Annotated in this window: 9 protein-coding genes; all 9 read right to left on the bottom strand. The window is 50.1% G+C overall.

Annotated elements, in window-relative coordinates; genetic code table 11:
* Nucleotides 1-24: 24 nt before the first annotated feature.
* The 9 genes from LMS44_RS06985 to LMS44_RS06945 all read right to left on the bottom strand — a co-directional run bounded on the left by LMS44_RS06985 (nucleotide 25) and on the right by LMS44_RS06945 (nucleotide 12,142).
* On the bottom strand, nucleotides 25-1,176 hold the full coding sequence (locus tag LMS44_RS06985; protein WP_223827985.1) for a glycosyltransferase: 1,152 nt from the start codon (nucleotides 1,174-1,176) through the stop codon (nucleotides 25-27).
* Between the two features lie 317 nt (nucleotides 1,177-1,493).
* Nucleotides 1,494-2,933, bottom strand: a complete 1,440-nt coding sequence (locus LMS44_RS06980) for a glycosyltransferase family protein (RefSeq protein ID WP_498947158.1) — start codon at nucleotides 2,931-2,933, stop codon at nucleotides 1,494-1,496.
* A 46-nt stretch (nucleotides 2,934-2,979) separates the two neighbouring features.
* Complete coding sequence (locus LMS44_RS06975) at nucleotides 2,980-3,363, bottom strand: GtrA family protein (protein ID WP_022519996.1); 384 nt, start codon at nucleotides 3,361-3,363, stop codon at nucleotides 2,980-2,982.
* Nucleotides 3,338-4,297, bottom strand: a complete 960-nt coding sequence (locus LMS44_RS06970) for a glycosyltransferase family 2 protein (RefSeq protein WP_498947157.1) — start codon at nucleotides 4,295-4,297, stop codon at nucleotides 3,338-3,340. Before LMS44_RS06970 ends, LMS44_RS06975 begins: the two co-directional genes overlap by 26 nt.
* An 8-nt stretch (nucleotides 4,298-4,305) precedes the next feature.
* Nucleotides 4,306-6,156 carry a DUF6311 domain-containing protein gene (locus LMS44_RS06965; RefSeq protein ID WP_498947156.1) on the bottom strand — a complete coding sequence of 617 codons (1,851 nt, stop codon included), beginning with the start codon at nucleotides 6,154-6,156 and terminating at the stop codon, nucleotides 4,306-4,308.
* Between the two features lie 12 nt (nucleotides 6,157-6,168).
* Nucleotides 6,169-7,545, bottom strand: coding sequence for an undecaprenyl-phosphate glucose phosphotransferase (locus LMS44_RS06960; protein ID WP_022519999.1), 1,377 nt, complete (start codon nucleotides 7,543-7,545; stop codon nucleotides 6,169-6,171).
* A 10-nt stretch (nucleotides 7,546-7,555) separates the two neighbouring features.
* Nucleotides 7,556-9,007 carry a TolC family outer membrane protein gene (locus LMS44_RS06955; RefSeq protein ID WP_022520000.1) on the bottom strand — a complete coding sequence of 484 codons (1,452 nt, stop codon included), beginning with the start codon at nucleotides 9,005-9,007 and terminating at the stop codon, nucleotides 7,556-7,558.
* The gene (locus LMS44_RS06950) at nucleotides 9,007-10,386 is read right to left on the bottom strand and encodes an HlyD family type I secretion periplasmic adaptor subunit (RefSeq protein ID WP_159176459.1); all 1,380 of its coding nucleotides are present in this window, start codon (nucleotides 10,384-10,386) and stop codon (nucleotides 9,007-9,009) included. The genes LMS44_RS06955 and LMS44_RS06950 overlap by 1 nt, the downstream gene beginning before the upstream one ends.
* Before the next feature lies 1 nt (nucleotide 10,387).
* Nucleotides 10,388-12,142 (bottom strand): type I secretion system permease/ATPase, encoded by a 1,755-nt coding sequence (locus tag LMS44_RS06945; protein ID WP_089690579.1) that lies wholly within the window; start codon nucleotides 12,140-12,142, stop codon nucleotides 10,388-10,390.
* Between the last annotated feature and the right edge of the window lie 116 nt (nucleotides 12,143-12,258).

Below are 12,258 nucleotides of genomic sequence, written 5' to 3'. Positions count from 1 at the left end.
GTTTCAGCGGTACTTCTTGGACGTTTAGTTGAGCTTTTCACTCACGAGTGTTTCCAGACGCTGGGTAAACACGGCATTGCTGAATGCCTCAGCTTGGAGGCGGCAAGCCTGCGGCGAGAATTCGTGCGCCTCAAATGCCTCGATAGCTGCGCTTAGGCTCGCTACAGTTTGCTCAGTAAAGTAAACACCGGTGGCTTGCTGGTGATGCTCCAAACCTTTTACAGTTTCAAGAGCGCCTCCATGCCCATAAGCAATGACCGGCGTACCGCAGGCTTGAGCTTCCAGTGGCACAATACCAAAGTCCTCATCAGCAGCGAATACAAAGGCCTGGGCGCGTTGCATAAGCTGATGCAGCTTTTCCCCCTGCAGGTAGCCTATAAGCTCAATGTGCGGGCTTCCTTCTGCCAGCCGTTTTAAGCGCTGAAACTCAGGTCCGTCACCAACCACTTTCAGTTGGCGTTTTAATGGATCCTGGGCAAAGGCTTGTATGATCAAATCCATGCGTTTATAAGGCACAAGCCGTGATGCCGCCAGGTAGTAGGGCTCCCTCTGGCCGATATGTAATGTAAAGCTGTCGGTGTCTACCGGTGGGTAGAGCACATCTGCGTCGCGGCGGTAATACTTGGCAATACGCTGTGCGACGTTGTGGGAGTTAGCTAGAAAGAAATCCACCTGGGTGGCCGTAAAGTAATCCCATTGGCGCAGGCGCTTAAGCGTTTTACGCACATACGCAGTCATGCCTGGCAACCGAAAGTGGCTATTTTCCAGGTAAGCCTCTTTCATATCCCAGGCGTAACGCATCGGCGTATGGCAATAGCAGATATGGGTTTGACCAGGATGTGTGATCACGCCTTTTGCCACTGCGTGGCTAGAGGAGATGACCAGATCAAAGCCGCGCAGGTCGAACTGCTCAATGGCATAGGGCATCAGTGGTAAACAATGGCGGTAAAAACGACTAATGAAGGGTAGACGTTGAAGACCGCTAGTATGAATACGGTGCTGGGTTAACCATGGGATGCTAGCGCGCTCAAGCGTATGCACTAAGGTGAATATTTCAGCTTGTGGGAAGACTTCTGCCAACCCTTTGAGCACTTTTTCAGCCCCACCATTAACCACCAACCAGTCATGTACAATGGCGACGCGAAGGTGCCGAAAACGTGTAGGGGCTACTTGCATGATGGACAGCTTTCCATATCGAACGGAATAAAGCGCCATAGCTTAAAGTAAGCATGGCACTAGCTCCAGTGAATACGGCAAACAACCAGAGCTAGTGCCATTGGTGATTTGCACATCGCTGTGTTGAGGACAGAGATCCTTGAGGGCGTTGTTAACGCGTTCTTGAGCGCTATTTTCACCGTCCTTGGGCGAAAGACCTTCGCTTCAACCTGCCCTAGCGCTCATTATCGAATACTGCAAGAGAAGTCATTTCCAACTGCGATAGTTCTGGCAAACACACCGACGGATTGTGTAAAGAACATGCTTTCGCCCGCCTTCTACTCTCGCCCATACTTGTCGTTGTAACGCACAATGTCGTCTTCCCCAAGGTAGGATCCCGTTTGCACTTCAATAAGTTTGAGAGGAATCACGCCAGGGTTTTCCAGGCGATGTACAGTTCCCAATGGTATATAGGTGGATTCATCTTCGGAAAGCAGGAAACTATGTAAATTAGAGACGTCCCCATGACCTTCGCCTTGGGTTACCTGGGCAGTGCCTTGAACCACAACCCAATGCTCGGCACGGTGATGGTGCATTTGCAACGAAAGTTGACCACCTGGTTTAACGACAATTTCTTTGACCTGAAAGCTATCCGTTAACACCATGGTGCGGTAATGCCCCCAGGGGCGATAAACCTGCTGATGCGACTGACACTCTTTTCGTCCCGCTGCCTTAAGGGCATTAACAATTAATTTGGTATTTTGCGCCTGACGACGATCGGCTACTAGCACGGCATCGTCGGTTTCGACAATGATCAGGTTATTAACCCCCACCGCTGCTACTAAGCGAGACTCGCTATATACCAAGCTGTCGTTGGTTTCATGGAGCATTACATCACCATGTATTGCGTTGCCGTTCTCTTTATCCTCGCTGGAGCGCAGCTCGTGGAGCGCGTCCCAGGCGCCTATGTCACTCCACCCTGGAGACATGGGCACAACGGCCGCCTGATTAGTATGCTCCATTACAGCATAGTCAATGGATTCGCTGCGACACTGTGCAAAGGCTTCTTCGGCAACACGCAGAAAGTCCATGTCTTCTGAGCGCTGCTCATAAGCGGCCTGGCAGTTGGTCAAAATGTCGGGGGCATAAGCTTTGAGAGCAGCTAAATAATTGCTAGCCTTGAACAAGAAGATGCCACTGTTCCATAGATAGTCGCCGCTGGCTAAGTAGCTTTCTGCTACCCCTAGATCAGGTTTTTCGACAAAGGCCTCAACGCTAAAACCTCCCTCCAGCGCCTGCCCACGTTTTATATAGCCATAGCCTGTGTGCGGCGAGGTTGGCGCAATACCGAAGGTTACCAACTTATCTTGCTGACTCAGTAAGCGGCCTTTTTCTACGGCGTCAGCAAATGCCTTTACGTCTTTAATGACATGGTCAGCAGGCATTATCAGTAACTCGGCTTCCGGGTTGGTTTTGGCTACTGCTAATGCGGCAAGGGCTAATGCGGGAGCTGTGTTTCTACCGCAGGGCTCCAGAATGATTTGGCTCTTCTTAAAGCCGAGTTGATGCATTTGCTCAGCAACTAAAAAACGGTGCTCCTCGTTACATACGATGATGGGGTCACCTGCGTTGGTGACACCTTTTAGACGTAGCGCCGCCTCCTGAAGCAAACTGACGTTGTCTTTATGCAAATTCAGAAACTGCTTTGGATAATGCTCACGCGATACAGGCCAAAGGCGCGAACCAGAGCCGCCAGATAAAATCACCGGTATAACCATATTTTCCTCGAAAACGTATTTTACAAACATCAAAAAGGGGCTGGTATTACTGGGTGAATACCCAACACCGTGCTAGCACGTAACTTGCCACAGCGGCGACTACCACCGCCGTGGCGATGGCCCAAAGCCCGGTTACCCCCACCCCTAAGGCACCCGCTAGCACTAGGTTGTTAATACTAAATCCAGCGAGAGACATGACGGTAAAGCGCCATAGACTTGCACTGCGACGAAAAGTAACCCGCTGATGGCCTGCTAATGAGATGCCAAAGGCGACGCTATAGGCCAGCGCATTGACGATAAACTCATGGAGCGCTGGGAATACCATTATCATCAACGCTGCCGCCAGGATATGGGTCATTGATGCCGCTAGCCCAATAAGGCCGAAGCGCAGCATCTGCCATAGTTCAGCGAGTGGAGGTGTATTCGTCACTGGTGTCCGCCACGATGTATAAGGGCCGCTGTTTACTTTCAATAAAAAGACGGCCGATGTATTCACCTAAAATACCGATAGAGAGCAGCTGCATACCGCCAAAAAATAAAACAGCTGTCATCAATGATGCATAGCCTGGCGCATCGCGCCCGAGAAACAACACTTGGCTAATGATGATGATAATATAGATAAACGCCAAGCAGGCGATGAGCCCGCCAATATACGACCATATGCGCAGCGGCAGCGTACTAAAACTAAACATGCCATCTAAGGCAAAGTTCCATAATCTCCAATAATTAAATTTAGATTCTCCCTTCAGCCGTGCGGGACGCCGATAGGGAACGCCAATACTTCGATAACCGACCCAGGCATAGAGCCCTTTCATGAAGCGGTTACGCTCCGGCATTGAGCGCAGGGCTTCGATCATGCGACGATCAATCAAACGAAAATCACCAGCGTTTTCAGGGATTGGCGTTTCAGTAATACGGTTAAAAAGCCGATAGAAGCCACTGGCCGAATGGCGCTTAGCGGCCGTATCATCAGGGCGCTCGCTGCGAATACCGTAAACCATATCGACACGCTGCTGCTGCCAAATCGTGACAAATTCCAGAATGAGTTCGGGCGGGTCCTGGAGATCCACATCAATGGGCACCGCCGCATCGCCATGTGCGTTGAGCAAGCCAGCCGAGAGCGCTGCTTCTTTACCGAAATTGCGGCTTAGCGCAATAAACCCAACGCTTTCGTAGCATTCAGATAGCCGTTTTATCTCGCGCTGGGTTCCATCTGTTGAACCGTCATCAACCATCAAAATACGCCACTGCCACGGAGCGTCGGCCAGCACTCTGTGCACTCGTTGAACAAAGGTCGTTACGGTATCGACCTCGTTAAACACTGGAACGACAAGCGTAATGAGAGGGGGAGTATTAACGTCCATGCGAACCTTTATTGGGTGGCTTGTGATGACAACGGTGAGTAACGGCCTGACGAAACCGCAACGGGTTGCCATAGAATGGTGACGTTTTCATGCGTCACACAGGCCCAGCTGGCTAATCGACACGCTTGTTGCGAGAGCTCGTGGTCGGTTATCAAATACACATGCCCTTCGGGCAATTCACCTTGTGCCAAATGGCGGCGATAAGTTTGTGTTGCTGCGTCGATGATTTGTTGATTTGCCCTGGCAAGGTAGGCAACGTTGATCGAGAGATGGTGTTCTGCTGCCAACCACAAGTAGGGTTTAATGGCATCAAGGTCATGTGCTGGAAAGGCGACCAAGCTGTCGTGTGATGCCCATACCTGACTTAACTCGTCATCCTTCAATACGTCGTAAGCACGGGGGTCAACACGACTGGCTTCGACTTGATTTTTAACCTTGTTGCGCATAAAACTGTAAAGCTCGCGCAAATCTTCTCTTTGCACCACCATGGCTAGAACCAGCAACGGTAACAGCCAGCATGCTCTCATATTTTGGGCAAGCTGGATAAACGTAATAACCAATAGTAAGTAAAGTAGCGGCCATACCATTCTACCGCTTGACCGTAGATAATCTTTGAACGGCTCAAACAACATGTCGTAGTAGAGCGGAATACTGCCTTGGCCTATCGATACTTCTCCAGCCATAGCGAATGCAAACAGGCCAACGGAGGCTATCCAAGCTGGTAGCCAGCGGTGATCAACTAACGCTTCTTGATGGTAGCCATCATTATTTACTGCATTAACGCTTGCTAGATTTACCCCGCGATTAAACCAGGTGCTGACTATCAGCGCTAACCACAGCAGCAAAACACCTGCGCCAACATAGGCCATACCTTCGTATTGACCTTCTTTAGCGGGCTGCCAGCCGGGAAAAAGCACTGATAGTGACGTAAAATTGTCGTTAAAAAACCATGCCGATGAACGCGGATTGAAAAACGTCAGTAATTCAGCGGAATAAAAGCCGTAGCCACCCGACGCGGCGCTTTGGCTATCTAAATGAAAGTAGCCTGCCCCCCACATCACAACGAAGATAGTACAGGGTGTCGCCACCCCCATCAGCCACCACGCTTGATAGCTGTAGCGCACGCTCATCATATGCTGTCGTACTGGCTTGCCTCTTGCATCAATCGCCCCTTTCACCACCCTATAGCTAATCGATAACCACCAAACCGCCCAAAACACGCCTGCCATAAAAAAAAGATAGAAATGCATCAAAACAGCCACTGTGAGCAGTAACAGCCAACAAACGGCCCCCTTGAGGCGTTGTTTTTCGGTTGTCAGCGTAAGCTCAATGGCGATTAGAATTATCCAATGCGCAGTTAAGGCTTCGTGGCCTTGAATACCGATACCGCGCAAAATAACGATGGGCAAGCTGCTGATGAGCAATGCGCCAGCTAGCGCTGCATAGGCGGGAACACCGACGCTCAGTAGTAACCGACAAGCTACTAAACCGTTCAAACAATAGTTAATGACAATGGCTAGCCCTAAATATTGAAAAGTGTCGGGCAGCCAGTGGTGGAACAATTTTAGAGGAATAGCGTAAAGCGGTATTGAGTCAGTATAGACAATACTTGTGGATAGTTCAGTGGCTAGCGTTTTCACGGCCCCTAGGGGCCAACCCCATGGCTCCTGACGGAAAAACTGCCAACCAATGTAATGTTGAAAAGAGTCACCTTCGTGTAAAAGCCAATCAGCATCGCGAGGGTCCAGCATGCCACGGTAAAAATAAACAGCTAACAGTGCTGATAGAATGCCAGCACCAACTGCCGTGATCGCCCCGTGCTTTTCGTACCACCAGCGCCACGTCCCTGTCGTCTTCATTGGTCGCTTACTCTAAGGCTGTCGATTCACAAATCCATGCGTGATGGTCATGGCGAGTATTTTGAGATCAAACCCCAACGACCACCGTTCTATATAATAAATATCGTATTCTACCCTCTTTTCCATCAACTTGACGTCGTCCGTGATGCCCCGCAGGCCGTTTACCTGGGCCCAACCTGTCATACCCGGCTTGACGCGATGACGCTGCATGTAGATATCAATGTGGTCTTTATAGTGGTCGTTGTGATCCATGGCGTGGGGCCTTGGGCCAACAAGCGACATTCGGCCTTGTAGTACGTTATAAAGCTGGGGAAACTCATCTAAGCTGGTACGTCGTAAAAAGCGCCCCAATGGCGTTACACGGTCATCATCGTAGGCAGCCTGCTGCGTTGTATCGCTTTTGTGCAGACGCATAGTTCTAAATTTATAAATTTTGAAGCGCTTTCCGTCTAGGCCATGCCGCTCTTGCTTGAATAATACCGGCCCACCCATTTGCCAACGAATTGCCGCTGCAACCGCTAACATTATCGGGCTAAAAAGCACAAAGAGCACTAGACCTAGCACGCGGTCTTCCAGTGCTTTAATAAAACGCATGGAGCCACTAAGCGGGGTGTAATTAAGTTCTAATGAGTAGAGGCCCGCCACCTGCGTAATACGGTGGTTCAACAAGCGTATATCAGGTAAGTCGGGGAAAAAGCGAATACTAGAGGGAATACCGGCAAGCAGGCGCATTAAGTGGCGCACGCGATTACCTTGAACCAGGGGGTAACCTATCCATATTTCGTCAAAATTGCGCTGAAAAATGTTCTCTTGGGCGAAAGCAGCCATTTTGTGAAAAAAAGTCGTGTCGTCTTCATCAATATAATGACCTACCACTACATACCCCGCATGGGGTGTTTCAATGACTTTTTTTTCTAATAGGGCGATATTATCCTTTTTACCAATTAACAGCACTCGCTTTAAGTTATGCCCTTGTGCGCGCAGGCGCCTCAAGTATCCGTACAGCAACGTACGCATTACACTGCCCACTGCTAGCACCGATAATGCAGAAACACCCATCCACAAACGAGAGAAACTCTGTGTGCCTTTAATGGCAACAAGCAATAGGCTGAGCAGGGCAATAGTCGCTACCCAGGTCACAAGATAAATACCGAGCATGGTGTAAAGGCTGCGCCCACGCCAAGGCTGGTAGAGCCCGAATAGCTCACCTACAGCGGGTAGCAATAGACTGCCAATAAGTATCAAGAAAAGGTAGTCATTGCCATCGTGGTCGATATCGGGCATCAGCCAAAGAGTAGCCAATGCTACTAACGTGGCTATACCCGCATCAAAGCAACGCATCGCGCGACGCAACCACTCACTACCTTGGCTTGTTTTTATAACGGCCATAGTATGATGGCTACCGAGCTACCTGCGCTGATGTGGACATTGAGGCCAGTAGCTCCATAATGCGAGCCAAGTCATCGCTTTCCAAGCTCCCGACTGCAGCATGCAGCGCCAGCGTGTCCAAGGCATAATTGCCCACGGTATCAACGTACTGAATACGCTGATCATAAAGACTCGCACGAGCATCAAGCACATCGACAAGATCGCGTAGTCCTAATTGTTCACCTCGTTCGGCGGCATCTAAAAACAGTTGACTCGATGAAATAGCTTGATTCAACGCCTCCAAGCGACGTTCGCCACCGTTAAGTGCTCTGATACGCTGCCGCACCTCTTGGATCGCAAGGTTGCGTTCATTATCGAGAGCAGCCAACCCTGCCTCTATACGTTTTTCACCTTGCCGAACGCTGGCATTAGTGTAGCCACCACGATATATAGGTACGCTTAATTCCACGCTCGCCCGGTAGTCTTCGCTTTCTCTCAGTTCATCGTCACTGACCCGATCTGAATAACTAAGATTTAGGTTTAGCTCGGGGTAGTAACCAGAGCGCCTGACGCTACTATCAGCCTGGACGACCTGTTGCTCTTCGCTAGCATATAGGACATTCAAGTTTTGATTAGTGCGGGCGATCCACGCTTCGGGATCACCAATATCATTATTGAGGGTAACCGTCGTAAGTTCGCCAGGCGCAGAGCTTTGAAATTCGGGCATCACGCCAGTGAGGCGCTCTAATTCGCTTAAAGCATTATCTAGCTCGTTTTCTGCCTCAACAGCATCGGATACCGCCTGATCATACCTGGATTGGGCTTCCAATAGGTCTACTCGATTCCCCACCCCTAAATCAAACGCACGACTTGCTTGGCGGACTTGCAGATCAAGTGACTTTTGCTGGGCTTCCAGCAGCCCAGAACGCTGTGCAGCTAAATAGGCTTTTACATAAGCTTCGCTTACCTGTATCGCCAGCTCTTGTTCTACAACGGCAAGCTGTAGTTCAGCAGCACTTACCTGAGCACTGGCAACATCCATTTTCCTCCAGCGCTCTAGGCTGAAAAGTGGTTGCTGTAGCTGAACTTGATAGTAGGTTTCATCAATTTCGCCGGGCCTTGTTGCGGGTTGACCCAAATCTTCATCACCAACGGTTTGGATATTTGTAGAATCTTGCCATAAATACCCTCCAGTTGCGCTGATTTGGGGCAGCAGCTGTGAGCGGGCCATAGGTACTTCTTCTTGAGTAGCATCTAGCTCGTATCGCTGACGAGTAAGGTCTGAGTCGTGACGCAGTGCCCGGGCAAATAGCTCAGGCAGTGATGGCAGCGTTTGGGGTTGTGACTCCGAATTAGCCAACGCTTCTAGTTCAGTAAGCGCTTGATCATCTGCGGTAACATCGCTTTGTGCCAATGCCGGCTGACTAAGCAACGCAACTGCAAGTACAAGCGCACTCAGGTTAAAAGGTGTCGTCCGTGTCATTAATCCTCCCGGATAGCGCGCGATAGCATGTCAGTAACTGGTTTGGCGATGTAACTAGCAAAAGTACGCTCACCAGTACGGATCATGACTTCAGCAGGCATACCTGAAAGCAGGTGCATTTGCTCCGTCATGTCCTCTTTTCCTTCGTCAGTTACCCGAATGCGCGTTTTATAGTAATTCTGACCGGTCGCCTCATCTTCGAAACTATCGGCGCTGATGTGAATAATCTCACCATCAATTATATTTGTTAGCCGCTGGTTGAAAGCAGAAAAACGAATTTCAGCAAGCTGGCCTATGAATAGGTTATCGATATCACGCGTTGGAACACGCGCTTCCACCACAAAGCCGTCATCTGACGGAACCACTTCCATGATGGGATCCCCAGGTCGAATAACGGCACCGACTGTATGAACTTGGCGGCCCACCACGGTACCCGAAACTGGGGCGCTCACAACGGTTCGATTGACTTGGTCGGTCAGCGAGGTAATGCGCTCCTCCGCTTCCGCTATTTGCGCTTGAGCATTGCGCAGCTGTTCACCTACTTCGGCCTGAAATTCCTGCTGAGTAATCTCTTTTTGCATACGGTTTTCGCTGATTTGCGAACGAAGCTGAGCAATATTAGATTGAAACTCTGCATTATCACCTTGGTATTGCAGTATTTGTCGTTCGAGTTCACGCAGACGCTGATTATCGCCCAGCCCCTCGCGATACAGCGAACGGAAGTCTTCCGCTTCGGAACGCAACGAGCTGATACGCTGATTATTAACTCTTTCACGCGCTTCTAGACCATCAATCTGCTCCTGCATTTGAATAATCTGCTGATCCATTGAGTCTAGTGTACTGAGCAGCGATTGACGGCGCGCATGGAATAAACTTTGCTGAACAGCCGTTACCTGTTGGATCCTATCGTTATCCACCGACATCAGCTCTTCGGGCATTTCAAGCGTTTCGGCGCCTTGCTGTTCTGCTAGTAAGCGCACTTCCATCGCTCGGTTTATATAGTATTGAGATTGAGCAATTTCAAGCTGCGAGCGCACCTGAGTATCGCTCAATATCACCAGCGGCTGCCCAGCCTCAACTTTGTCCCCATCTTCCACCAAAAGCTCTCGCACAATGCCACCTTCAAGGTGCTGCACCGTGCGCTTAAACGACTCCATGGATACATTACCTGGGGCTACCACAGCTACCGCCAATGAAGCTGTCACAGACCACAATACGAACCCGCCAAGCGCTATACCTAGAATAGCGTAACCGAGCTTACGATAGCCTTTATCACTGGTTGGTAACTTCTCTTGAGCCTCACCTTCAATGGTAGCTGGGCCTTGTGGCGTTACATCAATTTCGCTTTTGGCTGGGAGCTGATCTTTGTGACTGCTCATATTACGACTCCTCACTACCACGACCACCTGAAATGGCGGAGAGGCGAGCTGAACCCTGTTGGCCTACTTGAGGGCGTGGCTTTTTGGCAAACTGGGCAAGTACTTGGTCTCGGGGGCCAAACATACTGACTTGGCCTTCTTTCATGACCAAAAGCTTGTCCATTGTTTTTAGTACGCTAGTTCGATGACTTATTACAAATAGCGTTGTACCTTCTGCTTTTAATTGAGCAATGGCTTGGCTCAGCGCTCGTTCACCAGCGTCATCGAGATTGGCATTTGGCTCGTCTAGCACTACCAACACTGGGTTACCATATAAGGCGCGTGCTAACCCTAAGCGCTGGCGCTGACCACCAGAGAGTGCACCGCTATTTGAGGCAATAATCGTGTCGTACCCATCTGACAGTTCCAACACCATTTCATGAACGCCTGCTTTTTTGGCGGCTGCAACGACTTTCTCTGGGTCAACATTGCCAAACCGGGCAATGTTCTCGCTGATGGTGCCATCGAACAATTCAATATCTTGCGGTAAATAGCCGATATAAGGCCCTAGCTCGTCACGGTTGTATTGATTAATTGCTCCGCCATCAAGCCTTACGTCGCCCACCTGTGTTGGCCATATCCCCAGCAACACGCGGGCAAGCGTTGATTTGCCTGCCGCACTAGGGCCGATGATGCCAACATGCTCACCTTTAGCGACACTAAAATTGATGCCTCGGATGGTGGCCATACGCGTACCTGGAGGAGCAGCAGCTACGTTTTCTATATCAACAACACCTTGTGGAGCAGGCAGCGACATGTGGGGCTGTTCGCCTGGAATCTGTACTAGAAGCTCGTTTAACCGGCCATAGGCACCACGCGCCGATACAAAGCCTTTCCAGCCACCTATCATTTGATCGATAGGGGCCAGCGCACGTCCCATAAGGATAGAACCCGCAATCATCATACCGGGGGTCATTTCACCTTCGAGCACTAAGAGCGCACCCAGGCCAAGAATCAATGACTGGAACAGTAAGCGCATCACTTTAGATGTATTCGTTAACGCGCCTGCTCGATCGCTTGCTTGCGACTGCTTAGCAAGAAACTCATGATGGCGCTTTGACCAGCGCCCCATAATGCCAGGCAGCATGCCCATTGCATGAAGCACTTCAGCGTTACGTAAGTTAGAGTTGGCTAGGTTTTGCGCTTGAATCTGTTCACTATTAGCTTCAGCAAGCAAGGTTTTTGTAGACTTCTCATTAGCCACCGCTAGCGCAAATAAAATAATACCCGCACAGGTAGCAAACACCCCGAGCCAGGGGTGGAAAATAAACAGAATACCTAGGTAAACCGGCACCCAAGGGGCATCAAAAAAAGCAAACAGGCCATTTCCGGTAAGAAATTGTCGCAAGCTGGTCAGGTCATTAAGTGGCTGGGCACTTTGGCTGCCAGGGGACATTATGCTACGTCGAAACATGGCGCTGTAGAGGCGCTGATTGATAGTGGTATCTAAACGGTTTCCTATCCTCACCAACATCCTTGAACGTACCAGTTCAAGCCCGCCCATCACCATAAATAGAAATACGACGACGAGCGTCAACATGATCAGCGTATCGAGACTTTGCGTGGTGAGCACGCGGTCATACACTTGGAGCATGTACATGGGGGGAACTAGCATCAGCAAATTGACGAACATGCTAAAAAAGCCCACCGATACAAACGAACCCTTACAGGCGCTTAATGCACGCTGTAGATCCGTTGCTTCCTGTTGCTTTGCCATGGAGGGATCACCGTTGAATCAAAGAAGTCACGCGAAGATTATCGCGGCAGCATAACAGAAACGCCCCTGCCTAGGGTAGGGGCGTTATGAGAGTAAAAACTGTCAGGAAGGGGGTC

The organism is Halomonas profundus (genome assembly GCF_020865425.1).
In the GTDB taxonomy this organism is placed as follows: domain Bacteria; phylum Pseudomonadota; class Gammaproteobacteria; order Pseudomonadales; family Halomonadaceae; genus Vreelandella; species Vreelandella titanicae.
This window is presented reverse-complemented; position numbering and strand designations above follow the sequence as displayed.

Excerpts from the sequence above, each read along its gene's own strand:
- LMS44_RS06985 (WP_223827985.1), bottom strand. The coding sequence starts at position 1,176 with ATGCAAGTAGCCCCTACACGTTTTCGGCACCTTCGCGTCGCCATTGTA.
- LMS44_RS06980 (WP_498947158.1), bottom strand. The coding sequence starts at position 2,933 with ATGGTTATACCGGTGATTTTATCTGGCGGCTCTGGTTCGCGCCTTTGG.
- LMS44_RS06970 (WP_498947157.1), bottom strand. The coding sequence starts at position 4,297 with ATGGACGTTAATACTCCCCCTCTCATTACGCTTGTCGTTCCAGTGTTT.
- LMS44_RS06965 (WP_498947156.1), bottom strand. The coding sequence starts at position 6,156 with ATGAAGACGACAGGGACGTGGCGCTGGTGGTACGAAAAGCACGGGGCG.
- LMS44_RS06960 (WP_022519999.1), bottom strand. The coding sequence starts at position 7,545 with ATGGCCGTTATAAAAACAAGCCAAGGTAGTGAGTGGTTGCGTCGCGCG.
- LMS44_RS06955 (WP_022520000.1), bottom strand. The coding sequence starts at position 9,007 with ATGACACGGACGACACCTTTTAACCTGAGTGCGCTTGTACTTGCAGTT.
- LMS44_RS06950 (WP_159176459.1), bottom strand. The coding sequence starts at position 10,386 with ATGAGCAGTCACAAAGATCAGCTCCCAGCCAAAAGCGAAATTGATGTA.
- LMS44_RS06945 (WP_089690579.1), bottom strand. The coding sequence starts at position 12,142 with ATGGCAAAGCAACAGGAAGCAACGGATCTACAGCGTGCATTAAGCGCC.